The organism is Enterovibrio paralichthyis, from assembly GCF_019209835.1.
In the GTDB taxonomy this organism is placed as follows: domain Bacteria; phylum Pseudomonadota; class Gammaproteobacteria; order Enterobacterales; family Vibrionaceae; genus Enterovibrio; species Enterovibrio paralichthyis.
Genome location: NZ_JAHUTS010000011.1, coordinates 55680 through 80390 on the forward strand (window position 1 = coordinate 55680; position 24711 = coordinate 80390).

Annotated in this window: 18 protein-coding genes and 1 other RNA gene; 7 read left to right on the forward strand and 12 right to left on the reverse strand. The window is 51.1% G+C overall.

What is annotated here, in order from left to right:
• Positions 1-45 precede the first annotated feature (45 nt).
• A complete protein-coding gene (locus KU854_RS14160) occupies positions 46-1293 on the forward strand; it encodes a polyhydroxyalkanoate depolymerase (RefSeq protein ID WP_218359133.1) in 1248 nt (415 codons plus the stop codon).
• Between the two features lie 11 nt (positions 1294-1304).
• Here KU854_RS14160 and hdhA read toward each other — a convergent pair whose 3' ends face one another.
• Positions 1305-2072 carry a 7-alpha-hydroxysteroid dehydrogenase gene (gene hdhA / locus KU854_RS14165; RefSeq protein ID WP_218359134.1) on the reverse strand — a complete coding sequence of 256 codons (768 nt, stop codon included), beginning with the start codon at positions 2070-2072 and terminating at the stop codon, positions 1305-1307.
• Positions 2073-2297: 225 nt separating this feature from the next.
• Positions 2298-3551, reverse strand: coding sequence for a D-amino acid dehydrogenase (locus tag KU854_RS14170; protein ID WP_218359135.1), 1254 nt, complete (start codon positions 3549-3551; stop codon positions 2298-2300).
• 101 nt (positions 3552-3652) lie between these two features.
• Here KU854_RS14170 and KU854_RS14175 point away from each other — a divergent pair, with 101 nt between their 5' ends.
• Positions 3653-4558, forward strand: coding sequence for a LysR substrate-binding domain-containing protein (locus KU854_RS14175; RefSeq protein ID WP_218359136.1), 906 nt, complete (start codon positions 3653-3655; stop codon positions 4556-4558).
• Positions 4559-4565: 7 nt separating this feature from the next.
• Here KU854_RS14175 and KU854_RS14180 read toward each other — a convergent pair whose 3' ends face one another.
• Together KU854_RS14180 and KU854_RS14185 are read right to left on the reverse strand one after the other, a co-directional pair.
• Positions 4566-8660, reverse strand: a complete 4095-nt coding sequence (locus tag KU854_RS14180; protein WP_218359137.1) for a response regulator — start codon at positions 8658-8660, stop codon at positions 4566-4568.
• Complete coding sequence (locus KU854_RS14185) at positions 8647-10815, reverse strand: two-component system response regulator (RefSeq protein ID WP_218359138.1); 2169 nt, start codon at positions 10813-10815, stop codon at positions 8647-8649. The genes KU854_RS14180 and KU854_RS14185 overlap by 14 nt, the downstream gene beginning before the upstream one ends.
• Positions 10816-11191: 376 nt before the next feature.
• Here KU854_RS14185 and KU854_RS14190 point away from each other — a divergent pair, with 376 nt between their 5' ends.
• Entirely contained in the window at positions 11192-13075 is a 1884-nt protein-coding gene (locus KU854_RS14190; protein WP_218359139.1) for a methyl-accepting chemotaxis protein, read from the forward strand.
• 71 nt (positions 13076-13146) lie between these two features.
• Here KU854_RS14190 and KU854_RS14195 read toward each other — a convergent pair whose 3' ends face one another.
• Complete coding sequence (locus tag KU854_RS14195) at positions 13147-13680, reverse strand: carboxymuconolactone decarboxylase family protein (protein ID WP_218359140.1); 534 nt, start codon at positions 13678-13680, stop codon at positions 13147-13149.
• Positions 13681-13790: 110 nt separating this feature from the next.
• Between KU854_RS14195 and KU854_RS14200 the strand changes: the two genes are divergently transcribed.
• A complete protein-coding gene (locus KU854_RS14200; protein ID WP_218359141.1) occupies positions 13791-14600 on the forward strand; it encodes a cupin domain-containing protein in 810 nt (269 codons plus the stop codon).
• Here KU854_RS14200 and KU854_RS14205 read toward each other — a convergent pair.
• The 5 genes from KU854_RS14205 to KU854_RS14225 all read right to left on the reverse strand — a co-directional run bounded on the left by KU854_RS14205 (position 14589) and on the right by KU854_RS14225 (position 21429).
• Entirely contained in the window at positions 14589-15347 is a 759-nt protein-coding gene (locus KU854_RS14205; RefSeq protein ID WP_218359142.1) for a DUF2927 domain-containing protein, read from the reverse strand. The two genes, KU854_RS14200 and KU854_RS14205, sit on opposite strands and share 12 nt — an antisense overlap.
• A 227-nt stretch (positions 15348-15574) precedes the next feature.
• A complete protein-coding gene (locus tag KU854_RS14210; RefSeq protein ID WP_218359143.1) occupies positions 15575-17527 on the reverse strand; it encodes a DUF2075 domain-containing protein in 1953 nt (650 codons plus the stop codon).
• Positions 17520-17753 carry a helix-turn-helix domain-containing protein gene (locus KU854_RS14215; RefSeq protein ID WP_218359144.1) on the reverse strand — a complete coding sequence of 78 codons (234 nt, stop codon included), beginning with the start codon at positions 17751-17753 and terminating at the stop codon, positions 17520-17522. The genes KU854_RS14210 and KU854_RS14215 overlap by 8 nt, the downstream gene beginning before the upstream one ends.
• 164 nt (positions 17754-17917) lie before the next feature.
• The gene (locus KU854_RS14220) at positions 17918-20839 is read right to left on the reverse strand and encodes a DEAD/DEAH box helicase family protein (protein ID WP_218359145.1); all 2922 of its coding nucleotides are present in this window, start codon (positions 20837-20839) and stop codon (positions 17918-17920) included.
• An 11-nt stretch (positions 20840-20850) separates the two neighbouring features.
• Positions 20851-21429, reverse strand: coding sequence for a class I SAM-dependent methyltransferase (locus KU854_RS14225; protein ID WP_218359146.1), 579 nt, complete (start codon positions 21427-21429; stop codon positions 20851-20853).
• Positions 21430-21630: 201 nt separating this feature from the next.
• Here KU854_RS14225 and KU854_RS14230 point away from each other — a divergent pair, with 201 nt between their 5' ends.
• The gene (locus KU854_RS14230; RefSeq protein WP_218359147.1) at positions 21631-22533 is read left to right on the forward strand and encodes a YeeE/YedE thiosulfate transporter family protein; all 903 of its coding nucleotides are present in this window, start codon (positions 21631-21633) and stop codon (positions 22531-22533) included.
• Between the two features lie 213 nt (positions 22534-22746).
• Here the strand turns inward: KU854_RS14230 and ssrA are convergent.
• Positions 22747-23113: a transfer-messenger RNA gene (ssrA, locus tag KU854_RS14235) on the reverse strand.
• A gap of 45 nt (positions 23114-23158) precedes the next feature.
• Positions 23159-23644, reverse strand: coding sequence for an SsrA-binding protein SmpB (gene smpB, locus KU854_RS14240; RefSeq protein ID WP_218359148.1), 486 nt, complete (start codon positions 23642-23644; stop codon positions 23159-23161).
• Positions 23645-23870: 226 nt separating this feature from the next.
• Between smpB and KU854_RS14245 the strand changes: the two genes are divergently transcribed.
• Together KU854_RS14245 and KU854_RS14250 are read left to right on the forward strand one after the other, a co-directional pair.
• The gene (locus KU854_RS14245) at positions 23871-24302 is read left to right on the forward strand and encodes an SRPBCC family protein (RefSeq protein WP_218359149.1); all 432 of its coding nucleotides are present in this window, start codon (positions 23871-23873) and stop codon (positions 24300-24302) included.
• Positions 24295-24645, forward strand: coding sequence for an RnfH family protein (locus KU854_RS14250; protein WP_054779813.1), 351 nt, complete (start codon positions 24295-24297; stop codon positions 24643-24645). The genes KU854_RS14245 and KU854_RS14250 overlap by 8 nt, the downstream gene beginning before the upstream one ends.
• Positions 24646-24711 lie beyond the last annotated feature (66 nt).

Here is a 24711-nt window from a genome sequence, read left to right on the forward strand (position 1 = left end):
CGTTTGGGCGGCGTAACCACTTCGGCATTGATTAAGGGGCGGTATATGCTTTACGAACTGAACGCAACGTATATGGATGCGATAAAGCCATTAAACAGCTGGGCAAGGTTAGTGCGGGATATCAATGCTGCGCCGTGGAACATCATGCGCACCTTGCCAATGACGCGCACTCTGGATGCCTCCATGGAACTAATGGAACGGCTGACGGGCTGTTACGATGAACCGGCCTGGGGGCTTGATACGACGGTCATCAGGGGTGAAACGCTCACTATCCAGTACAACGTAATTGCCAATAAACCTTTTTGTAATCTGCTCCACTTCCGCCGCAGCAAAGCGCAGCCAAACCAACCCAAAGTGCTGTTTGTTGCCCCACTTTCCGGCCATTTTGCTACCCTGCTGCGTGGCAGTATTGAGGCGTTTCTACCCGACCATGATGTGTATGTGACAGACTGGCGCAATGCCCGTGATGTTCCGTTAAGCGAAGGCGAATTCCATTTTGATGATTATGTCGATTACCTGATTGAGTTTCTGGAACTGCTGGGGCCGGACACCCATGCGATTGCCGTGTGCCAACCCTGTGTCCCTCTGCTGGTGGCAACTGCCAGAATGTCAGCCATGAACAACCCTGCTGTGCCGCTTTCCATGACGTTAATGGGCGGGCCGATTGATACCCGCATTAACCCGACAGAAGTGAATGACTACGCCAGTGGCAAAGATCTTGAGTGGTTTGAGTCCAATGTCATTTGCTCGGTGCCGGAACAGTATGAAGGGGCGGGGCAGTTGGTGTATCCGGGGTTTGTGCAGCTGTCAGGGTTTATGTCGATGAACCTTGATACCCATGTGCAAAAACACTTCAAATTCTTCGATGATTTGATCAAAGGAGATGGAGAGAATGCTGAGGCACACCGCAAGTTCTACAACGAATACCTCGCCGTGATGGATTTACCTGCCCATTACTACCTCGACACCATCCGCAAGGTCTTCCTGGAACAAAAACTGCCCAACAAAACCATGCTCTACCGGGGCGAACCGGTTGACCTTGGCACAATCAACAAAACAGCGGTGTTCACCATTGAAGGGGAGCTGGATGACATTACCGGGCGTGGACAGACCAGGGCAGCCCTTGATTTGTGTGCCGGATTGAAAGCGTCGAAAAAAGCCCACCTGGAAGAGGCGGGCGTCGGTCACTACGGCATTTTTAACGGTCGCCGTTACCGGGAAAGCATTGCGCCGAAGATCAAAAGCTTCATCAAAAAACATCAACCCAAAATGGCACGCACGTCCGGTAGCTAGCGGCACAAAAGCTAGCTCAGTTCCTGCGAACCGCCGCCACTGACAGTCAGTACCTGACCGCTGATCCAAGCGGCTGCCGGTGAGCAGAGAAACAGCGCTGCGTTGGCGATATCATCGGTTTTGCCGAGGCGTCCCAGTGGCGTGTGCTTGAGCATGGCAGCCTCAATGTCAGGTGTCAGCACCTTCTCAAGCGCAGCGGTACGGATTGCACCCGGAGCAATGGCATTGACCCGGATCCCTTTGGGGCCCAAATCGAACGCCGCGTTTCGGGTCAGGTGGTTAACCGCGGCCTTTGACGAGCCATACGACGTCATCATGGCGTTTTTGTTTTCACCCGCCATGGAGCTGATATTCAGGATCGCTCCCCCTCCTGCTTTTTCCATTTCAGGCGCGCAAAGCTGCATGAGCTGGAAAGGGGCAAAAACGTTTAACTGGTATGCCCATTCAAAATCACTGATTGGCATATCAAAGGGCTTTGGCCCGCCACCCCCTGCGTTATTGACCAGCAATGTGACCTTGCCGAACGTTGTGATAGCCCGCTCAACCAGCGCTTCGCGTTGCTCTTCAACGGTGACATTACAAGGCGCTGCAATGGCGTGTCTGCCGGTCGCATTGATGCGTGATGCGACATCGTCAGCGGCGTCCAAATCAAGATCACTGACCACCACTTTGGCGCCGGCATCGGCAAACACTTCTGCGATGCGGCGACCTATTCCGGCGGCGGCACCTGTGACGATAACAACCTGATCATTAAGACCGAATAGGGATTCAAACGACATGATGTTGTCCTCTTTTCCTGTTGTGCATTGAGCGTAGAAGTGGGGACAGCATGATAGCGGATCAAAGGTGATACGGGAGAGGATTAAGATGAAAAGCGCATGGGGGATTTGAGATTGGAGACGGGAGATTGGAGATAAGAGATAAGAGACAAGAGACAAAAGAAAAGAGGCAGGGGATTAGAGAGCAGGGAAGCAGCGTGATGGCTGCTTCCCGGGTGTTTGGGATTAACTGGCGTAGCGGAAGTAATCCAGACCTTCTACCTTGCTGGTGATCTGGTCTGTAATGATCTGCGCCAGCAGGTGGCCTGAGCCACACGCCATGGTCCAACCCAGTGTGCCGTGGCCTGTGTTGGTGAACAGGTTGGTGAACGGCGTTTTACCAATCAATGGCGTGCCGTCCGGCGTCATTGGGCGGAAGCCTGTCCAGAACTCAGCTTTGGCAAAGTCGCCGCTGTTCGGGAACAGATCTTTCACCACCATGGAAATGGTTGCTTTGCGCTTTTCCGGAATCGACGGGTCGAAACCGGCAAGCTCAGCCGTGCCCGCGACACGGATACGGTCGTCAAAACGGGTCAGCGCTACTTTGTAGGTTTCATCCATTACGGTTGATGTCGGCGCCTGCGATTCGTCAGTGATAGGTACAGTCAGCGAGTAACCCTTTACCGGATAAACAGGAATGCTCAGCCCAAGCCCAGCCATAAATTTGGTGGAGTAGCTGCCCATCGCAACCACATACACATCCGCTTCCAGCTCGCCTTTGTCGGTGACCACGCGGGTGATCCTTGTGCCTTCGCGTTTGACGTCCTGCACCTGGGTATCAAACATAAATTCGACGCCGTGGGCTTTGGCAAGCTCAGTCATTTGCTGGCAGAACAGGTAGCAGTCGCCCGTTTCATCGTCCGGCAGGTACAGGCCACCTGTCAGCTTGTGGCTGACCGCCGTCAGGCCAGGCTCCTGCTTAATGCACTCTTCCACCGACATACGTTGGTAGCGGGTGCCGCTTTGTTCCAGCAGGGCAATGTCTTTTTCTACTGCATCCAGTTGTTTCTGGTTGCGGAACACCTGCAGCGTGCCTTTCTGGCGACCCTGATATTCAATATTGTGCTTGTCACGCAGTTCAATCAGGCACTGGCGGCTATGATTGGCAATGCCCAGCATGCGGGATTTGTTCACCTTGTAACGATCCAGCTGGCAGTTGACCAGCATCTGGGATGCCCACTTCATCAGCGCAGGATCCAGTGAGGGTTTTACTTTCAGCGGCGCGTGCTCTTCCAGCAGCCAGCGGATGGCTTTTTGCGGAATGCCAGGTGCAGCCCACGGGGAGGAATAGCCATAGGAAATCTGTCCGGCATTGGCAAAACTGGTTTCTTCTGCGCTGCGAGACTGGCGATCAACCACAGTGACCTGATAGCCCGCTTTTTGTAAATACCAGGCGCTCATCAGACCAACTACGCCGCTTCCCAACACCAATGCTTTCATGCTTTTTCTCCTCGTAGAAAACAGCGTGAGTTTGTGGTGTTTACATGTCGCTAACAATCGATTTAAATTAATCGCAGTGTTTAGAAATTCTATAAGCAAAAATGCAGGTATTAAAAGGACAGCACTTAGGTGCGCTATTTACGTTCGCCGAAGTGGGAAAGCACAGCACCCTGACGGCTGCAGCCAAAAGCCTTTGCCTAACCACAGGTGCGGTGAGCCAGCAGTTGTTGCAGTTGGAGCAACAGCTGGGATTTTCCCTGCTTGAACGCCACTCCCGCGGTATCCGATTGACAGATAAGGGGAAATCCTTACATCAGAGTATTAGCTTCCATTTAGCAGAAATTGACGCAGAAATCGCCAGTCTGCAACAGAGCAGCCATAAGCGGCAGGAGATCCGTTTAAAGCTGACGCCATCCTTTGCCTTTAAGTGGCTGGTGCCCAAGCTGGAAAGCTTTCATCAAAGCTTCCCGGATATTCAGGTGCAGATCTTTGCCGAAGGGGCGCTGGTCAACAGCGATACCCGCGACTTTGATTTGGCGATTGATTACCGCCCCCATCCGTTTCGCCACCCCCATGGCGAATTGCTGCTCGATGAATACCTGCTGCCAGTGATGAGCCCGCGCTATCTGGAACGCCACAGTTGGCTGCAAAACGATGCGGGAAATGCGAAACGCTGGCAGGAAGTGACGTTGTTGCACGACGCCATGCCGTGGGAAAAAGCGGAGAAAAACCTGGAGTGGCGTGACTGGGCAAAGGCAATGCAGCTTCCGATTACGACGGACAAGGGGCATTTTTTCAACCGCACCGACATGGCGATGTCAGCCGCCGAAGCAGGCGTCGGTATCGCCATGGCGCGGGTTGCCCTTATCGACAACGAGCTGGAAACCGGCCGTCTGGTGTCCCCGTTTTCACCTATCAAAGCGGACGCGGGGTATTACCTGATCAGCAGCACACAGAATGAGAGCAACGAGCAGTTTGTGGACTGGCTAAAAAACAACATTGATTAGCCCAGGTTTATTCCTCATCACTCTCCTGTTCAGCACTCACACCTTCAGGCAGTGCTTTGTGGCTTGCCAGCCAAAGCCTCAACATGCCCAACAGGCGCTCCGCGTCGAGGGGTTTGGTCATGTAGTCGTTGGCGCCAGCCTCAATGCAGATTTGGCGGTCTTCTTTCATCGCTTTGGCGGTCAGGGCGATGATTGGGGTGTGCTGATAGGCTGGGATTTCACGAATACGGGTCATGGTTTCATAGCCATCCATTTCCGGCATCATGATGTCCATCAGGATCAGGTCAAATTCCGCCTTATCCTCTACCAGTTCCAGTGCTTCGAACCCGTTGTTGGCAATGGTGCAGTGCATGCCATGGGTTTCGAGGATCTCCGTCAAGGCGTAGATATTGCTGAGTTGGTCATCGACAACAAGCAGGCGCTTGCCGCTGTATAGATTATCCGCGCGGTAGTGCTTGCGCAGCAGGGCTTGCTGCGCCGGGGTCAGGGAGAGGCTGACCTGATGCAGAAACAGGCTGGTTTCAATCAGCAGGGAATCGTTCGTGATCACCTGCACGATGGGGTGTTCCCGCTCCAATACACTGAGCACCGCTTTTTGTGCTGACGAAAATGGCGTACTGGAGTGGATGATCACCGGTGCTGGGATTTGACCTGCCAGTGAGTGTTGCTGCAAAAGGGCGGTCACCAGACTGATATCCGGGTCGTCATCGAGCGAGACAATCACAATGTCGATGGGGTCATTGAGCAGGTGTTCACCGGCGGTTTCCAGATCCTGACAACCGAACAGCACCAGACTGTCAGAGGCGAGAAAATCGCTCAGTTGCTGTAAGACGGTCTGGTGAGGCGAAAGCAGCAGGGCATGGCAGGCGTCGCGCTGCAAAAAATGACTGATGTTATTGAGCATGGCCTTGATGCGCTTGCTGCTGACCGGTGTAGCGTGAGCGTCGGCAACACCCAGCGTCAGTACGTCTTGTTCATTGGGTTCACCGGTAATGAGGTGGATAGGGATGTGTCGCACATCCAGATTGGCTTTGAATTTCTCAACCAGCAACTTGCCATCAACAATATTGCGGTTGTCAGCAATGATAATGGCACTTGGCAGCAGGGAGACGGCAAGTTCCAGCCCCTTACCACCGTCAAAGGCGGCGACCACATCGTACCCGGCCTCTTCGCCGATTTTACGCAACTGATTGTGTAGTTTCGGGTCATCGGAAATGATGAGGATCCTAGATTTGTGTTCGTAGGTCGCCAGATAGTGCTCATCGACCGGCGCTTGTCTGGACGGTGGCTTCTCTTCTTCTTGCAGGCCAGCCAGAAACTCCGGCGGGATCAGGGTTTCGACATCCTTGAACTTACTTTCGCTGTCGGGCGTCAGCACGGTGTGGCGGGGCTCTTCTTCGCCCAGCGTGTTTCTCAATACCGGCGGCTCGCTGCTTTCTCCATACTGTTGCGGCAGATAGAGATAGAGCGACGTCCCTTGCCCTTCGACACTTTCTACTTCCAGATGACCACCAAGTAATTGCGCCAGTTGACTGGAAATAGAGAGCCCCAAACCTGTGCCTTCGAAGTTGCGGTTTGCTTTGCCATCCGCCTGACAGAAAGGGTTGAAGATATCGTCCAGCTTTTCGTCAGGAATGCCGATGCCGGTATCTTTGATGCAGTAGCAGTAAGTCGGGGTCTGGAACGGTTTGCCGTAAAAAGAGGTATCGCCTACCTTCAGGGCATTAATTTGCAGCTCCACCGAACCTTTTTCGGTGAACTTGATGGCGTTGGCGATAAGGTTGATCAGTATTTGCTTCAGGCGCTTGAAGTCGGAAGTGAGGTTGTCCGTGCCTGAGTGATCGTCAATGGTGAAGGTTAATCCTTTTTCTTCCGCCATGTGGGCGAAGGTGTCAGAAATATCCCCCAGCAGGGTGGCGATGGGGAAGCTTTCCACCACCATGGCCATTTTGCCCGCTTCGACCTTGGAGAGATCTAGGATGTCATTGATCAGCGCCAGCAGGTTGCTGCCGGAGCGGAAGATAACTTCGGCGTAAGAGCGTTGTTTTTCAGAGAGATTGCCTTCGGCATTGGTTTTGAGCAAATCGGCCAGAATGAGCATGCTGTTAAGCGGGCTGCGCAGTTCATGGGACATGTTGGCGAGGAACTCGGATTTGTATTTGACCGACTTTTCCAGCTCTCTGGTTTGGTTTTCCAGATCGCGCCTTACTGCCTCCAGCGCCAGGTTTTTCTCCTGCAGCTTCTCTTGCTGTTCGGTTAACTCCCGCGCTTTTTCTGAAAGCTGCTCGTTGGTGTAGCCAAGCATATTCTGTTGTTTTGCCAGCTCTTCGGTCTGGCGCTGGCTTTGTATCAGCAATTGCGCTATCCGGTCGCGGGAAACGGCTACGCGCATGGCAATGCCAAGATTAGGTATCACCTGCTGAATGAAATCCAGTTTGTCACTGCTGGGGTTTTCATGGGTTGCCAGCTCCATCACCCCCTCGACTGATTGTTCGAACAGCAATGGCGCCACAATCACAAAACGGGGGCGGACTTTGGCGATGCCGGACTGGACGATGGGGAAGGTGTCTTCTGGGTTAAGCTCGTGTACCGAGACCGTTTTATCGATGCAGCACTGGCCTATCAAGCCCTCGCCGGGGATGTATTCACTGGGGAATTCTACGTTGGTGTGTAGCGCCGCCCCGTAGTGGGCAGTAATTTTCAGTGCCTTGATTTGGTTGTCTTCCCCATATTCACTGCGGTACAGGAAGGCGACATTGGCACCCAGATATTTGGCAATAAAGTCAATGGAACGTTTGGCAATATCCTCTAATGGCAACTCACCGCGCAGACTGCTGTTAAGGTCGCTGATCCCGTTTTTCAGCCAGTCCTGACGCAGACTGCGCTGGTTCGCCTCTATCAGGTCGCCGAGTGTTTTAACCAGGTTGGCCCGTACTTCCTCAAACTCTTCAATGGCAGTGTTGCTTTCCTGATTGGTCGGGTCGTTTTGCAGCAGGTTTTGCTTCGCTTCACTGAAATCCCCATCGGAGATGGCTTCAGACACATCCATCACGCTCGACAGGGCGTTGAGGATCAAGCGGTTGAGTGCGTAGACAATCGCAAGCCCCAACAGCGCCGAAATGATCGCGGCTGTTAACAGGGCGAAAATGGTGAGGCTGAGGGTTTGGTTGAGGGAGTTCAGCGCCTTATTGGCATCGTTTTCCTCTTCCTGGGCAGATTTTGCCAAAATACCGATAAGGCGGTCGTGGACATCATGTTCCAGCTCATCTACCCGTTTGGTAGCGAGCGCTTTTGTGGTGGGGTTGTAGTTCAGGTAGATGTCGTTGGCGGTGGTTTTTATCTCTGAAAACAGGACACGGATATCTTTGAGCTTCTCAATTTCCTGCGGTTGGAGTTCCAATTGGTTAAGGCGCTCAATATATTCGACAAACAGCTCCGCACTGCTGGAAAAATCCTGCTTCTGGCCGGTTTCTCCGGCGACGTAGGCAAGCAGGGCATTCATCATATCGCCCGCTTCATCGATCATTTTTAGATAAAACTGGATGATAAGGGATTCACTCACCAGTTCGGTGTCAGCGCTTTTGCCCCCGCGGTGGTTTATCTCCCGATCCTCCGTCAGCTTTTCCAGCATTAAAATGATGTTGGTGCCTGCCCCACTTGCAAGGTTGTTGTAAACCTCAAAGGCATCGATTTCATTTTGGGGATTAAAACGTTCAAAGACGCCGTTTTCGATACTGGTTTTATACTCATCAATCAGGTTTTTGATCGTCACCATTTTCTGTACGTTTTCAACGGTTTCTGATTCAAGCTTGATGAGATTGTTGAGCTTGGTGTTGAAGTCGAGGGACGCTTCTTTAAAAACCTCAATTTCTTCGGCTTCACCGCCAAGGTATTCCAGCACAGTAGACTGCATCAGGTTCGCTGATTCGAGCATTCGCAGGTAATAGAATGCGGCAGGGACATCATCGGTCGAGATACTTTTCGATGCGCGCTGGGCATTGTTGAGGAAATACCAGGCAAGCATGAAGGTGATCAGCAATATGACCAGATTCAGGCTGAAGCCGGAAAGGATGATGGTTTGCAGTTTCTTATGCTTTGCCATAAATGCCGTCCAGAATCTTGTTGCGCTTTTTCAGCCAGGCCAGCGTGTCTGCTTCTGACATGGGTTTGGCGTAGCGGAAACCCTGGGTGAAGTCGACGCCCGCTTGTCTGAGAAACGCCTCCTGCTCGCGTTTTTCAACGCCTTCTGCAACCACGCTGAAACCGAGTTTGTGGCAAAGGTCGATGGTGGATTTCACCACCACTTCATCTTTCCCTTGAGAACCCAGCCCACGGATAAAACTCTGGTCGATCTTTATCTTGTCGGCGGGCAATTCTTTCAGGTACATCAGGGAGCTGTAGCCGGAACCAAAGTCATCGACGGCAATGGTAATCCCCAGTTTCCTGAGGTCTTTGACGATTTGGATGGCACTTTCAATATCACTCATCAGCAAGTTTTCGGTGATCTCCAACTCGATGAGGTGCAGGCCAATCTGGTGTTTTTCCTGCGCGGCTTTGATTTGGGTAATAATGATGCCTTGCTGGAACTGCTTGGGACTGACGTTGATAGTGACCCTTGCTGTTGGCGGCCAAAGCCCTGCATCCGTCCAGGATTTTAACTGGGCAAAGGCGTTGTCGATGACCTGCGCACCGAGGTCAATGATCAGGTTGGATTCTTCAGCGACCGGGATGATTTTGCCGGGCATGATGAGCCCTTTCTCCGGGTGAGGCCAACGGACCAGCGCCTCCATGGCGCCGAGGCGGCCGGTTTTTGCATCAATAATGGGGTGGTAGTAGCAGACAGTTTCATGGCGGGTAATGCACTCGCGCAGCTCACTTTCAAAGGAATAGTAATCGGCGGTTGAGTTTTTAAATTCTTCTTCAAATTCCACCCATTGGTTGCCACCGGATTGTTTTGAAAGGCTTATGGCGATATGTCCGGCGCGGATGATGTTTTCGGCATCGCCGCCACAATCGGGGTAGGTAACCGCGCCAATGCTGGCGGTGATGTAGCGCTGTCTGCCGTCACAGTCAAACGGGGCATTAATGGTCGACATCAGTTTTTCGGCGGTCTCTTTGATGTCAAAACCGTCTTCGACATCCTGGAACAGAATCGCGAACTCATCGCCACCGATGCGGGCAATCACATCGGTTTTACGGATATGGTTCACCAGCCTTTCCGCCACCTTGATAAGTAACCTGTCGGCGACAACATGCCCGAACTCATCGTTGATTTTTTTGAACTTGTCCAGACTGACAAAACACACGGAGAAGCGTTTTGCGTGGCGATCGCTACGGTGAATTTCGTTTCGGAGCAGCTCGGCAAACAGCACGCGGTTGGGATGACCGGTCAGGGCGTCGTGTGTGGAAACATGGAGCAGGGTATTCTGGTATTTAATCTCTTCAGTGATGTCCTGGAAGATCATGACACCGCCTGAACCTTCTGCGGTGTTGTAGGGGCCAAAGGAATATTTGATGGTTCGTACATCCTGATTGGCGGTCACAATGTCCAGTTGGCGGTGCTTGCGCACGGTATTGTTGGCAATCGCCTCTGCCAAAGCGCTTTGCGCCCAGTCAATATAGGTTTCCCCCTCAGGGTGGAGCACATCGAGCAGGTTTTTACCAAGCAGGGTGGATTCGGTTTCGCCCAGCGTGACCAGAGAGGCCGGGTTGAGATACACCACGGTGCCGTTTTCGTCGCAGGCGATGATCCCTTCCTGCGCGTACTCAAGGATCAGGTTTTTACCGCGTTCGAATTGTGTGGTTTGCTCAACCAGGGATTTCAGTTTGTGGTTCTGGTTATCCAGCGAGAGGAAGTATTTCACCTTGGTGGTGAGTATTTTGGGGTTAATGGGTTTGCAGACGTAATCAATGGCGCCGAGTTCATAGCCTTTTTCCACATAGGCTTCGTCTTTGTGGATGGCGGTGACAAATATAATCGAGATATGACGGGTTTTCGGGTGTTTACGGATCAGCTCTGCGGTGCTGAAGCCGTCCAGTTTCGGCATCTGCACATCCATCAGTATCAAGGCAAAGTCCGGGGTGCTGGCGAGGATAGCGAGGGCATCAGTACCGGAGAGCGCTTTAACAACCTCAGCCCCCAGTGGTGCTAACAGCTCTTCCAGGGCAAACAGGTTTTCTTCTTTATCATCAACGATGAGTATTTTGGATTTGTGATTTTTGAGTGGTGAGCGTTTTGAGCGAAAGAATAACGTCATACTGTTCTTATCTCTTTGATAGATTCGCACCAGTCGGGTTTGCCTTTTTGTGCTCCGGCCTTGCAAGGAACGCGCAATCAAAGTGCCGCGTAACCGCAGACAGACCGTTGGCGGAAAGCCGCCTCCCCGGATTTTCGCAGTCAGGTAACAACCCTCTTAAAAATTAAGTCTAGTCTCACTTTTGATTTGCATGGGGAAAGCGGGAATTTCGCTTGCGGCGTGCAGGCCGCGGGAGGTGGGCGTACGGATGCAGGAATTAGTGTGATGGAATCGACACTTTTTGTGACAATACCAAAGCTTTTTCCTTTGTCTGCCGATACATAGGGAGATCGTTTGCCGCTTTTGGCTTTTGTAGCGTCCCTCCGAGTAGTATCGAATGAAAAGAACCATCAAGACCCGACTTCTTCTCTCTATCGCCCTGATTGTGGCTGCCGTGAGTGCAGTGCAGTCCTGGATTTCTATCAATACCCTTCGCAGCACTACCGCTGAAGCCATCGAGCATGAAATGCGCGATGCCGGTCACTCGCTTTCCAATTACATCAACAGCTGGTTGGGGATCCGTGCCGACATGCTTTCGGCCAACCTGACCTTACTGGCTGCCGGTGAGAATGCTGACCGTGAAATGCTGGTGACGAAAAAAGCCGGTGATTTTCTGTCGGTGTATGCCGGTTTCAGCGATGGCACCATTGCGTGGGGGGATAAGTCTGAGTCCTGGCCTTCAGATTACGACCCCCGCACCCGCCCTTGGTACCAGGATGCGATGAAAGCCGGTGAGCAGATCATTACCGATCCGTATAAGGATTTTGACGGCAGCATGGTGGTGAGTATTGCGGAACCGTTCCGAAATGCGCGTCAGGGTGTCGCAGCACTGGATGTGACGGTGACAGACATCGTCAACCAAGTGCTGAATATCAAGCTCAGCAACAGTGGGGTTACTTTCCTGCTCGACAGTAATGACCTTATCGTGGCCTACCGCGACAATGGGCTAGTGGGCAAAACCGCAGCCGCCATCGATCAGGCGCTTTCCTCTGACAAATTGGCCACTTCATTGCGTGAAGGTGGCTTGCAAACATTCACCTCTGCAAGAAACGGGCAGGAAAAACTGCTGGTGGTGATGCCGGTCAGTGGCACGGAATGGAAGCTGGTGGTCGTGGAAGACAGTGCTGAAGCCTTTGCGGTGGTGACGGATGCGGTTTATGAAACCCTGTTGATGTCGCTGGTATTGTTTGTGTTGATTGCCGCGGTTGCCACCTGGCTTATCAGCAAACAACTGCGCCCATTGGCCGAGCTGAACCAGGCGGTGAGTGAGCTGGCAAACGGTGAGGGTGATTTGAGCCATCGTCTGCACATCGAACGTGACGATGAGATTGGTCAGCTGGCGGTCAGTGTTAACCGCTTCCTGGCGCAGCTTCAGGTTATCATCAAAGACATTGTTTCCCAGACTTCGGTACTTAGCGAGTCGGCTTCGCAATCCCGCGTACTGTCGGAAGGGGCAACGGATGTACTTCGCGGCCAACAGAGCAATATCGATCAGGTGGCGACGGCAATTCATGAGATGTCGGCCACCGCCGGTGAAGTGGCAAGCCACGCTGAAATGACAGCAAACGCGGCGCAGGTAGCGGAAACATCGTGTCATGACGGGCTCGAGGTTATCGGGAAAAACCGCACCGGCATCGAGACCCTGTCGACCCAGATTGATGCCGCAGCCGGCGTGATTGAGGAGCTCGACGCCAACGCACAAAGCATCAACCAGATCATCGCGACCATTCAGGGCATTGCCGAGCAGACCAACCTGTTGGCACTGAACGCGGCCATTGAAGCGGCGCGTGCCGGTGAGCAAGGGCGTGGTTTTGCCGTGGTGGCCGATGAAGTGCGTGTGCTGAGCCGCCGCACCCATGATTCGACCGAAGAAATCCGCGCCATGATTGAAAACCTGCAGGGCAATACCCAGCAAGCCGTTAGCACCATGAAAGCGAGCACAGAGCAGGCGACTTTTACCGTTTCGCTGGCAGAAGAAGCAAGCGCCAAGCTGGATCAAATTACCCAGGCGATTGGCGATATTTCCCAGATGGCGTTCCAGATTGCCAGTGCCGCTGAAGAGCAACGTGCGGTAACAGAAGACATCAGCCGCAATACGCAGGCCATCAAGGATGTGTCCGACAAAGTGGCGGCGCAGGCTGTTGTCAGCGGCGAGCAGAGCGCGAGCATTGCAGCAACGGCTGACCATGTCAGGGAAAGCGTCAGCAAGTTCAGGGTGTAAGCGCGTTCCCACACCTATCAACGAAAGAGCCCCGGTCAAAACCGGGGCTCTTTGTTATTTAAAACGGAGTCTTACACCGTCAGCGATACCGCAGGGAAGTCGACATCTGTGCCTGCAATGTGGTTGGCGTAGTTGGTGAAGGTGTTCAATGCTACCTGCGCCAGCACTTCAAACAGCAGCTCGTCAGTCAGCCCTTTTGTCTGCAGCTGTTGCAGTTGCTCATCAGAGATAACGCCGCGTTGCTTAACTGCCAGTGCCGCAAATTCCACAATCGCCTGATCCAGCGGGTTGTCTGCCGTGATCTTACGCGCTGCGAGGATTTCATCCTTGCTCAGGCCGGTGCTTGATGCGATCAGCGTGTGTGCTGACAGGCAGTATTGGCAGGCGTTTGTCTGACCAACCGCCAGAGCAACCAGCTCACGCTGACGCGCAGTCAGTTTGCCTTTACCCAGCTCATCACCCAACGCCAGAATCGCATTCAATACGGTTGGCGAATGGGCGATAGTCGCATACAGGTTTGGCACCATGCCCAGATTTTTGTTGATAGCAGACAGGGTGATTTCCGCGGCGCCTTGAGGGTTAACCAGTTTTTCGATACGAGACATAGTGATATTCCTTTTTATTTGTGTCTGTTGTTTTGTTGGAGCCATATTGACACGACATGTGAGACGAATTATCACTAATAGTCTTAATAGATATACCAAGAGTCTTTTTTATGGATGCGCTATCGGCCCTTATTCAACATGCCTCTCCCAAGGCAAACCTGTTTTTCAGTGGCAACCTGTGTGGCAGCTCAGAGAGCGATTCGCAAGGCGGTCAGCTTCATTTGCTGAAAAGCGGTGAGTTAAATGTGTATGAGACAGGCGGCAGCAAGCATGTGCTGACTGAGCCGACGCTGATTTTCTACCCCAAGGGGCGCAGCCATAAAATCCAGTCACAATCACTGCAAGGGTGCGATTTGGTGTGCGCCACGGTGACGTTTCAGGACTCACCCTTATCCAGGGCAATGCCGGAGATGGTGGTTATACCCCTCAGCCAGCTAACTCATCTTGAGGCTGTGCTGACCTTGCTGTTTGATGAGGCGTTTTCAGAGCGCTACGGCCATGTGGCGAGCGTCGCCCATCTGCTCGACTTGCTGTTGATCCTGCTAATCCGCCATTTGGTGGCAGAAAAAGTCTGCGAAGCCGGGGTGCTGGCGGCACTTTCACACCCGAGGCTGGCATCCTCATTGGAAGTGATGCACAACCAGATGGATGAGCCTTGGACGATTGAAACATTGGCGCAGAAAGCCGGTATGTCCCGCGCCCGTTTTGCGGCGGTTTTCCAGCAAACCCTCGGCCAGCCTCCGCTCACCTACCTGACCGAAGTGCGCCTGCTGAAAGCTCAGCAACTGCTGCTTGCCGGACAGCCGATAAAATCGGTGGCACTGGAAGTGGGATACAGCGGCAGTGTTGCCTTTACCCGCGCTTTCAGCCGCTGTTTTGGCACAACGCCTGCCCAGTGGCTGGCGACGCTACAAGCCTAGTTTGGTGACAAACTCACTTTTGAGGTAGAGATCGATAGATTGCTGTGGCCAGCCGGGATGGTCAGTAAACCATTTGTCGAGCAATGGCATCACTTGCGTTTTGCCCATACCGGCTCGCACCTCAGGTGAGTAGAGCAGGCGCAGGAGCGTGATATCCAGCGGGGACATCAGGTTGTTCTTGGAAGAATCATTGAAAATGGAAGGGTAGACCTTATCGGAGTCGTTCGGCAGCCCCATAGTCTGGGTTAACTCTTCCACCAAACAGGCAAGCAACTTACCACGGTGACGGGCCAAATCCACCGGGATAACAATCAACGCCGTTTTGATCTCCCCGACAGAGGATGTGGTCATGTGCGCCATACAAATCGCACCACGGAACGGAAAATCCTTCTGCGTTGGCCAAAGCTCGCGGGTTTCATCCTGCCAACGTTTCTCAGTAGTAAACACCACCCGGATATTGGCCTTTCCTGGCGCATCAACCAACGCAATATCATGCCCTGTTACCCGCGCTAGATCGCCCAGTTGAATGGTCGTCAGCATGGTATGCAGCGGCGCATCACCCACTCGGTGATCTAAATACACACGGATAGGTTTGTGCCATTTGCGCACCGGATGGGAGAGGTTGTCATACTCATTGTTCAAGGCAATCAGGCTAAACGCCCTTTTCACATACGCCGGATCGTTCCAGTTCGCCAACGCAGGGGCGCAAAGCAGCGACAGCAATAAACCCCAGATAAGTTTTCGCATTTGGCTCTCCATAGCCCAAGAGAAAAGTCGTTTTAGTAATGGCAGCGCATCGAAAATTGTGGCGGTTTGTGGAGGATGTTTCCAGTTGCGGGGTTCAATGTCCAGACACAATCATCCAAAAGATATTTGTGAGGGCTGGGGGAGTGGTGGTTTATCCCCAAAAGGGGGTATTTTGACCGCGAAAAGTGATAGGGGCTAAAAGCGATAGCCTTTAGCCCCTTGAATATTTACAGTGCTTTAAAGCCGCAATTTATTAGATAGCTGTATGTGCCATCGTAAAAGCGTCGAGGGCGAGTCGAATCGCTATCATCACCATTTGGTATAAAAACGATCATCCCTTGTCGCGCGCGTGTTAAAAGTACACGATAAGCATTTTCCAAATAGCGCTTATCTTCTTCTGAGCGACGTTTTTGCCATTTGGTGCCTTTGAATTTCCAATGCTCGAAGGATTCGCCATGGCGGCGATAATCAGCATCCCAGCCAATCAGACACCAATCCAACTCTAACCCTTGAACATCAAACTCGGTGGCGACATCTTCCAAGAAGTGACAAGAGCGAATGTCGTCATGATCATTAAGGAACCAAGCTGCAGGGTCGAACTTGTTCTTTACAAAAATCCCCTCTGCTTTCAGGCGAATACCATTAGATGAGGCAAGTAGCCCTATGCTTTCGTTTGCTCTGGACTTGGCTTTTAACCATGATTTCGCAGCGCTGAGATCTCTGGTCACAAACAATGGATATTGAGCGTGGAGTTGAGAAGCAAGGGCTTGTGCTTTGTGCGATTCGCCAGCAATCACATTGTGCACAAAGCTTGATAGCTTTTCCGCTCGAAAAGAGCGCATCGAAGTGGCAAGGTGAAGGCTGGCTAATTGTTTCACTTTGTTCAGCCTCTTTCTATCAACGCCATCCGAGACATATTCACCAGTAAGAAGTTGCTCAGAACAGTAAACGTTCCAATGAGAGAATTGTTTTTCTAGTGCATCAAGCCAACCTGCAAGGCCTGCTTCCCCAGTGTTAATTTCCTGCCCTCCGCCAATCAAAGCGACGATGACAGCCCAATCTCGGTGTCTATCCATCACTTCAATAAGAAACTCTGGCTCTGACTTATTGAAGTTGGGTTGGTTGCGTTTCCGTTGCATAAACGCTGATGCTTGAGTTGCATCCCAAGCGCGTTGCGCTTCATCGAATATCGCCACTTTCTCTGGTGGCGTTGACCCATTTAAAGCTTCATCTCTGAACCTATGAATGTTCTGAATAAATTGAGAAGTTTCACGACGAGCCGCTGCTTTAGTGATGCTCTGGCGAGAAGATTTATCGATCGCCAATGCTTCTTGCAATACCGTCACAAGAGGGCCATTACCGCTTAAAAATACTGAGTACTCATTATCTTTCGGATTGGAGTGGGTATTGGCTATGTTTAGGCCAACCAATGTTTTCCCTGCCCCGGGCACACCAGTGACAAAGCAAATGAGCTTCTTTTTTTCGACGCGCGCTTGATGAATAAGCTCAAGTAACTGCTTGCTTGTCACCCCAAGATTTTGGGTATCTGCTTCATTTCTCGCGATATCTTGGACGGCATGATCGGCGTAAAGTGCTTGGGCTGCCTCGATAATAGTTGGTGTCGGCAGATAACCACTTGCTGCCCATTCGTTGACCTCTAGGAATGTTGCATTCGTTTGTTGAGCAACTGATTCAATCAACTCGCAAAGATTGTTTCCATTGCTCAAAAGAGGCGAAGCGACCAGATCATCCTCATAACATAATGCTTGGTCGAAGCCCTCCGCGTTTGTAGCTACTAACAGTGGGACGATGTGCTTGTTATGGCTTCCTTTATGGAAGTTTTTGAGATCAAGTGCATACCCATGAGCCTGTCGAATATCAGATGAGTGGAAACGGCTCGAGCCGATTTTGAACTCAAGAACAAACACAATGCCGTGATACAGGAAAACGACATCAGCGCGTTTGCCCATTCGTGGAATCAGAAATTCAAAGTAGATTTGCCCGCTTTTGTCCTCGAGCCCTTTGAGGCATTGAAGCACATTGATTTGCGCTTCCCATGCATAGGTTTGCGAGTGCTCAAGCCGCTGAGTGTGGTGTTTTGCGATCTCGCCGATTATGTGTTCTGCGGGCGTGTTAAGGAAACCTTCTAGCGTCGACGAATAAAAAGCGCGGTTACTCATTGGTTGTCTCAACTGAAAAATCTAGAAGGGCTGAGGGAGTCGCGCCAAGAGCTTCCGCCAAACGAAAAATATTGATAAGGCTAACGTTTCGCTTTCCACGCTCGATACCACTTATGTAGGTTCTATCAAGCCCGCAATTTGCAGCGAGTTCTTCTTGGCTGATTTCTAATTGTTGGCGCAGTGATCTGACGTGCTTGCCGAAAGCGATAAGAAGTTCTTCGTTCATGCTTCTAACTCATTGAGAGGTATGAACGATATGCTGTTATGGTGAGGATTATGAGTCTACGGACTATAAGTCACGTGTCGCGGCTAGTTGCCAACATTTATACGTTTGGGTACTGATTTGCATAACAGCCCCAACGACGGGGCTGCTGTTTTGTTGAGTGTTCGCTATCGAATCACCGCTTTCAACCTCGCAAACGTGCGCATGTTGTCCGTAGCGGCCATATTTTGGTAATCCGGATTTTGAGCTTCCAGCTCGTATTGCCCGTCTCCCGTTTTACGCACCACTCTCAGTAGGTATTGGTTATCTCCAGTGTCATCTTGGGTTTCAATCGCCATGGTGAGATTAGAAATAGAACCTGCACTGTCAGGTGTTACCCATTCCAGCAGCAACATATCGCCATCCCAAATGGGATTCTTGCCGCCATTCATTGAGTTGCCCGAAGCGGGGGCAACGAAGTGGCGTGATGGGTCGAGCTTTCCATAACCGTCAGGCACAAAGGTCGTTTCTGCGGATTCATGAGAGCCAGACTTAAAGTGGCCGCAAGCGATTTTAAGGTCAGGATAGAAAGGTAGTGCTGTGCCCTGAGGCGCTTCATCGTTGCGTGTTAACGGCAAAATATCTGCACTGGCCTGAATGTTGGTTTTTGGCGACTTGCCACCAACTCGGGCAATATATTGCGCAAGGCGCAAATCTACCAATTCTTGCACCAAATCATGAAGCTGTGGCACTTCAGTCGGTGATACTGAAAAGGTTGGTACAAAGAAATTATTTTCGACTTTAAACCATTGCTCACCAGATTTGTTCGGTTCCGCATAGGCTTTGATAGGGTTCCCTTTCCAGTAACTTAACCAGCCTTTATCCGTAGCAGAATAGGCTTTTACTTTTTCCGGTAGCTCCGAGTCCCGTAAATCCGGTCGGCGAGAGAGCGCCTTGTAGCTTCGTTCTGCTAACGCTTCAAGTGTCGGCGAGGTGCGAAAACCATCCAGCTCCAGCAACGCCTCCAGCAAAATAGCTTTAAAGCATTTTGACATCGCTGTGGTTTCTATGCCTTTAAGCAAAAACTCACCGTGATGTTTCAGTAATGAAGTCAGAGGCTCGTCTTGTTCTTGTTTGGCGACCAAGTTGAACCAACTGGTGTCTTGCTTGCGCACTTTCGCGAGATCAAATCCGTGATGGAAAAACTCGGTGGCGGTGGGGCGATGAGCAAGCTGCAGTTTAAGCTCATTGTAATCATCGGTGGCGGACGCACGAATTTTCTTGGCGAGCGTTTCCCAAAAGTTAACCAATGTCGGGTCAAAATTGATAAAACAACCATCAGCAAGCGTTGGTTTGCCTTGGAGTTTTTCAACGATGTCTTTGGTTCCACTCGCGTTGAGTAAGGTTGCTGGGCGGTTTAAGAAAGACTCGTGATTACCGATAAAATCCAACACCACCAAATGCTGCTTGCCGGTTTGAGGTGATTGGCGAAGCCCGCGACCAAGTTGCTGTAAAAATAGGATCTTGGACTCTGTCGGGCGGATCATCAACACGGTATCGATGGAGGGTAAATCTGTGCCCTCGTTAAACAAGTCCACCGAAAACACCACTTCCACATCCCCCCTGTTCAACATATCGAGCGCATCGTTGCGCCGCACTTCAGAGTCACTGTATACCGCGACAGCAGCTATGCCCTGAGCGTTAAATTGTGCCGCCATATAATCTGCATGGGATTTGGAGACGCAGAATGCCAGTGTCCTTTGCTGGCGTTTCTCTTGCCAGTGCTCAAAGATATGGTTGGCACGTTGTTTGGTCGCGAAGGCATTGTCGAGGGAAGCAGGGTCGAACTTACCATTTCGCCACGGTATTTCCTTATAATCGACAAAGCTGTCGTGAATGCCGTAGTAGTGGAAAGGCACCAGTATTTTTTCGTCGATGCCATGAACGAGGTTTCTTTCAAAGACTAGATTGTTGTCACATAGCGATAGAATGTCAGCCTGATCTGAACGCTCCGGTGTCGCTGTTAGCCCCAGTAAAAACTTGGGTTGGAAATGGGCGAGTAGAGCTTTGTATGTTGGAGCGCTAGCATGATGGAATTCATCCACCACGATGTAATCAAAGTGGTCTGGCGCAAAATGCACCAAATGTTCCTCTTTGCCGAGTGTGCTAATAGAGGCGAATAGATATGGCGCTTGGGCATCTTTGCTCGCTGCGTTGTAAAGGCCAGTATGAGCATTAGGTGTGAGTAAACTGAACGTTTTTTCTGCCTGCATCAGGATTTCTTCGCGATGGGCAACAAACAACACTGTTTTTGCATTTATTTGTCTAGCATCGAATGCAGATAGCCAGGTCTTACCCATGCCAGTCGCCAGCACCACCAAGCCCCGTTGGTAGCCTTGTTGTCGACTTTGGTGAAGGGCTGAAAGCGCAAGCTCTTGAATACTATTTGGTGTTGGGGGCTCTATTTCTTCAGGCGTAGTATCCCCGTTCACTGGCACCAGCGGTCTATGCGCTTTAGCTTGTTCGTGACGAACAATGTATTCATCTATCCAGTGGTGGCTGAGTTCACACGTACTTGGGTGAGTGAAGATAGCGTCAAACTGCTGGCGAATATAACGAAACTCCAAAGCCGCTTTGGAGTCGGGTGGTAGCTCATAGTCGTGGCGCAGTGCCCATTCATGACTTTCCAGAAGTGCTGTTTTACTGATGTTATTTGACCCAACCCATGCACAGCCCTCTACGGTTTCTCCGTTTTGTGTGCGCACAAAAATGTAGGACTTCATGTGAAAGCTTTTGTCCCCTTTGCACTCAAACATCCGGCATTGCGCGCCGCGCTCAACCAATAGCATTAACTGGCGAAGCGCAACTGGACTAGTGATAGAAAGATAATCAGAGGTCAGAAGTTTCAATGATGCGCCGCTTTTAAGCGCATCGAGGATTGGGTCAAATAATAGGTTTAAACCGGAGGGCTGAATAAAGGAAACGGAAATTTCAATTTCAGAGGCATGGTTAATAGCCTGAACTAATTTGGGTAGCAAGGGGTCGCTGGCGCCGCCGCTTGTCAGTTTGTTACCACTGTAGAGCTGCGCGTTGTTATTGGTTGGCTGCATGGTATTTATTTTTATTGTTTAATCAAAATGGCGTTTAACCAGCGTTCTTCTTCTCGACCCGGTCTTAAATCCGTGGTTTGCCAGGTTTCATGCACTGCCAACCTGGCTTCTTGAATAAAACTTTCCAGTCGCGCTTCGTCACAATTGGTGAAGTATCGCCCATCTCGTTCTGTATCTGACGAGCCGTATTTGAACGAACAGTAAAATGTGCCGCCAGTTTTAAGTAGTGATGCCAAGTGCGCAAAGGTTGAAGGGAGTTCACTGGCAGGCACATGTAGCAAAGACGCGCATGCCCAAATGCCATCAAATTGCGTGTCGCTCTCAAAATCAGCAAACGTGCAGATAGACACCGACTGTTGAATATAGCCTTCAGCAATAGCAGCTAAAGCGGTACTGGCATCAAAAGACGTTACCGCATAGCCCATTTCGAGCAGTCTCTTGCTGTCCCGACCAGAGCCACAGCCAGCATCAAGCACACTCGCACCATTGGGCAGGTGGGGCGTGAAATGAGCCAAAAGGGAAGAAACATCCACCTCTTTGGTGGAATCAAAAAACGCCTGCGCGTTCTGGTTGTAAAAGTCGACCGACATACAAACTCCTTGATGAGTAAAAACATTGTATCGGTAGGGGAAGGGGGGCTCAATGAATGAAAGAAGAGATTTACTTAAAGCCGAGATCGAGAAATAAAAGCCATGGTTTATACCAAATGGCTCATCTTTCGCATTAATTTACATGTTATTTTTCCTACAGTAATCGTGACGGTCGCTTAATTACAGGGAGTATTAGCTAGGATGTTGTTAGCACTGGCGATGGTGTGCGTTTTTTTCATTGGTTACTTGTCTCAAACCACCGGGCTTTGCATGGTGAGAGGGGTTAAGCAGGCGAAAGCGGGGAGTCCCTTTTTCTTAACGGCGATTGTTTCCAGTGGCGCGTTTGCTTGGGTGTTAATGGCGAGTAGTCACTACTTGGTTGGTATAGAGCCGGGAAGTGGTTTTTATCCAAGTATCTACGCATTCATTGGCGGTCTGCTGTTTGGTCTGGGAGCTGCGGCAAACGGGGGATGCGGTGTGTCGACAGTGAGTCGTTTTGCTCGCGGTGAACTGCCCATGCTCATGACTATCTTTGGATGGGTTGTCGCTTGGCTAGCGCTGGAGCCTTTTATTCCGCAGGCGATTTCTCCCGAGCCAATCCATTTAGGCTGGTCTCTGCGCTATGGGGTATTGGCACTACTCTCTTTCATTGTGCTTTGTTGCCTTTTCTTTGTCAGATCAGAGCGTCGTAAATTGTGGCTTTCTATTCTTGGAATTGGGCTGCTTGGCGGCTTAGTTTTCCTCTACGAGCCTCACTGGACACCAAGTGGGTTGCTGCGCTCGATGAGCCTCTCTATGTGGCATAGTGACGATGCCAAGTGGCCTGAATCCTCGAGGTTTGTTCTTGTCGCTATTTTGATTCTAGGTATGTTTGTTGCTGCAAAACTAACGAAATCGTTTCTCTTACGGGGAATGAGATTTGGTCGTGGTGCCAAACACTTTGCTGCTGGTTGTTTGATGGGGATCGGCGCGGTCATGGCTAAAGGTGGAAACGATACTCAGCTTCTTGTTGCGATGCCTTCGTTGTCGCTCAATGGTTTTGTTGCGGTGGCGAGCATGGTGGTGGGTATTTATGTTGGGTTGCTCGTGATTGAGCGTCAGTGAGCGTACCGTTAAGCATCGTACGAGTTCAACCGTCCAGATATCTTCATCTAACACCATTCGCATATCCCTTACTGGGTATATGCAAACCAATATCCCCTTAGAAGGATATTAATCAATATAAGTGTGAGCAGTTTGTCATAAATGGGCGCTGACTCAGGGGCTCAGATATTAAAAAAGCGCCAACCCTTTCGAGTTGGCGCTTTCCCAAACGTTTGGTGGAGCTGGCGGGAGTTGAACCCGCGTCCAAAATCAGTCTAACTAATGGCGCTACATGCTTAGTCTATCTTTAATCTCGTCAGTGCACTGCGGGTAGACACGCCATACAAAGACACACCCGAATTATCTTTAGCGCTTCAGCTCTCGAGTCAAAGCATCCACGCGATCCTGTTTGGGTTTGACTGCCCTGATTCCCCGTCCTACAGGCGGAGGCTAGGGAGGGCAGGCTCTAAGCAGGTTATTAAGCTGCTAGTGCGTAGTTTTCGTCGTTTGCGACTATTTTTTTGCGGCTTTTAACGAGGCAAACCGCCCCTCGGCATGCTCCACGAGCCTTCTTGATCCTGTCGAATCCTGAATCAGCCCCGGAATATGGACGCGATGTTAGCATAAAGCTCTGCTGCGTCAACGATTATCTGGCGGCATGTTTCATGATACGCGCTTTGTCGCGCTGCCAATCGCGATCCTTGGTTGCATCGCGCTTGTCATGAAGTTTCTTACCTTTTGCCAGACCAATCTTAAGTTTAGCCCATGACTGTTTCCAGTACAGGGAAAGCGCGATCACGGTGTAACCTTCGCGGTTTACTTTGCCAATCAAGGTGTCGAGTTCACGACGCTTGAGCAGCAGTTTCCGTACGCGTGTTGGATCGGCCACTACGTGCGTAGAGGCAACATTCAATGGGGTGATGGTCGCGCCGGACATGTAAGCCTCTCCATCACGGAAGAACACATAGCTCTCGCTGATGTTGGCTTTGCCAGCACGAAGTGATTTCACTTCCCATCCTTGTAGCTCAAGCCCTACCTCTATATCGTCTTCGATGAAGTATTCGTGGCGAGCCTGGCGGTTCATAGCAATCGTGTTGCTGCCCGCCTTATTCTTTGCGTTTTTCTTTACCATAGTGGCGGCATTATACGTAGTGGAATTCACAGGCGAAACTGTTTTTAACGGATTTTTGAGCTGTCGGCAACTGCTTGTATCAGCAATATTGGGGCTTTGGGAGGTCGCGACACAAAACCGTGGGCGGGGATATGCCCTAATGGTGGAAATTGGCCGAAGATTGAAGGTGTTTGGGCTATTTTGTGCGGCGGTGATATGATGTCGCCAATACCTGAAAGGAGACGCTATGCCGCGAATTACCCGTTCTGCGCTGGTGCCGTATAGTGCAGAGCAGATGTTTAAACTTGTTAATGATGTGGAAGCCTACCCGGCGTTTTTACCGGGATGTGCCGGTTCACGTGTGCTGGAAGCGAGCGACAGTTCGATGACGGCATCAGTGGATGTGTCCAAAGCCGGGATCCGCAAAACCTTCACTACCCGCAACGAGCTAGTGAAAGGGGAAGCCATTAAGATGGAATTGGTCGACGGCCCGTTCCGCAAACTGGTGGGCGGCTGGCATTTTACTTCGCTGGATGTGGATGCCTGCAAAATCGAGCTGAATCTGGATTTTGAGTTCACTAATGGCTTGGTGGAGATGGCATTCGGCAAAATTTTTAACGAGTTGGCCATGAACATGGTGAAGGCGTTTACCCAAAGGGCGAGAGAAATTTATGAGTGACGAAAAGCTGCTGCACGTTGAGGTGGTGTATGCCTTGCCGCAAGAGCAGCGCGTGTTCAAGGTGGTGGTAAAGCCGGATACCACGGTTGAGGCCATAATCCGCCAGTCTGGCATCTTGGATGCTTACCCTGAAATCGACCTTGGCAGCAACAAAGTTGGTGTGTTCAGCCGCTTGGTGAAACTTGATGCTACTGTGTTTGATGGTGATCGAATCGAAATCTACCGCCCGTTGGTGGCTGATCCAAAAGAAATCCGCCGCCGCCGTGCCGAGCGCATGAAGTCGGAAGGCAAATCTGATCCGGTAACCGGCGGGAAGGTGAATCCGCTGCGCAAAGGTGAGTAATTCTGCTTTCTGATTGCGGATAAGAATAAAAAAGAAAAGCGGTGGTCATTGGCCACCGCTTTTTTG

Excerpts from the sequence above, each read along its gene's own strand:
- KU854_RS14160 (WP_218359133.1), top strand. The coding sequence starts at position 46 with ATGCTTTACGAACTGAACGCAACGTATATGGATGCGATAAAGCCATTA.
- KU854_RS14175 (WP_218359136.1), top strand. The coding sequence starts at position 3,653 with ATGCAGGTATTAAAAGGACAGCACTTAGGTGCGCTATTTACGTTCGCC.
- smpB (WP_218359148.1), bottom strand. The coding sequence starts at position 23,644 with ATGGTAAAGAAAAACGCAAAGAATAAGGCGGGCAGCAACACGATTGCT.
- KU854_RS14210 (WP_218359143.1), bottom strand. The coding sequence starts at position 17,527 with ATGAGTAACCGCGCTTTTTATTCGTCGACGCTAGAAGGTTTCCTTAAC.
- KU854_RS14250 (WP_054779813.1), top strand. The coding sequence starts at position 24,295 with ATGAGTGACGAAAAGCTGCTGCACGTTGAGGTGGTGTATGCCTTGCCG.
- KU854_RS14170 (WP_218359135.1), bottom strand. The coding sequence starts at position 3,551 with ATGAAAGCATTGGTGTTGGGAAGCGGCGTAGTTGGTCTGATGAGCGCC.
- KU854_RS14220 (WP_218359145.1), bottom strand. The coding sequence starts at position 20,839 with ATGCAGCCAACCAATAACAACGCGCAGCTCTACAGTGGTAACAAACTG.
- KU854_RS14190 (WP_218359139.1), top strand. The coding sequence starts at position 11,192 with ATGAAAAGAACCATCAAGACCCGACTTCTTCTCTCTATCGCCCTGATT.
- KU854_RS14215 (WP_218359144.1), bottom strand. The coding sequence starts at position 17,753 with ATGAACGAAGAACTTCTTATCGCTTTCGGCAAGCACGTCAGATCACTG.
- hdhA (WP_218359134.1), bottom strand. The coding sequence starts at position 2,072 with ATGTCGTTTGAATCCCTATTCGGTCTTAATGATCAGGTTGTTATCGTC.
- KU854_RS14205 (WP_218359142.1), bottom strand. The coding sequence starts at position 15,347 with ATGCGAAAACTTATCTGGGGTTTATTGCTGTCGCTGCTTTGCGCCCCT.
- KU854_RS14200 (WP_218359141.1), top strand. The coding sequence starts at position 13,791 with ATGGATGCGCTATCGGCCCTTATTCAACATGCCTCTCCCAAGGCAAAC.
- KU854_RS14195 (WP_218359140.1), bottom strand. The coding sequence starts at position 13,680 with ATGTCTCGTATCGAAAAACTGGTTAACCCTCAAGGCGCCGCGGAAATC.
- KU854_RS14185 (WP_218359138.1), bottom strand. The coding sequence starts at position 10,815 with ATGACGTTATTCTTTCGCTCAAAACGCTCACCACTCAAAAATCACAAA.
- KU854_RS14230 (WP_218359147.1), top strand. The coding sequence starts at position 21,631 with ATGTTGTTAGCACTGGCGATGGTGTGCGTTTTTTTCATTGGTTACTTG.
- KU854_RS14180 (WP_218359137.1), bottom strand. The coding sequence starts at position 8,660 with ATGGCAAAGCATAAGAAACTGCAAACCATCATCCTTTCCGGCTTCAGC.
- KU854_RS14245 (WP_218359149.1), top strand. The coding sequence starts at position 23,871 with ATGCCGCGAATTACCCGTTCTGCGCTGGTGCCGTATAGTGCAGAGCAG.
- KU854_RS14225 (WP_218359146.1), bottom strand. The coding sequence starts at position 21,429 with ATGTCGGTCGACTTTTACAACCAGAACGCGCAGGCGTTTTTTGATTCC.